This is a genomic window from Candidatus Protochlamydia sp. W-9 (assembly GCF_001950615.1).
Lineage (GTDB): Bacteria > Chlamydiota > Chlamydiia > Chlamydiales > Parachlamydiaceae > Protochlamydia > Protochlamydia amoebophila.
On sequence record NZ_BCPZ01000172.1, the window covers coordinates 1 to 276 of the forward strand.

Consider the following 276-nt stretch of genomic DNA (forward strand, 5'->3'; position numbering starts at 1 on the left):
GCTAGTCCTGCGCCCTCTTTACCGCAAATTAAAGTTTTGCCTCTTTAATCTAGACTCTCACCAATTAAAGTCTTGCCTTTCTAAGCTAGACTCTCATTTTCAAAAAATCGATCTCCTTCGAGGGGCTTATTACGAAGAGGAGCTGCACCCTGATACAATAGAAAATCTCAAGCCCTGGATCGCTCATTTCGTGCATCATCTCGTTTCCAGACAACGAGCTGATGCGCTTGATCCGGATCAGGCTTGGCATTGGCATGAAGCTTACTACCAAAGACT

1 protein-coding gene is annotated in these 276 nt (G+C 44.9%); it reads left to right on the forward strand.

Features of this window, described 5'->3' with window-relative positions; genetic code table 11:
* Positions 1-276: hypothetical protein (locus BU804_RS05630; RefSeq protein ID WP_143298934.1), on the forward strand; the 276-nt coding region annotated here is incomplete at both ends.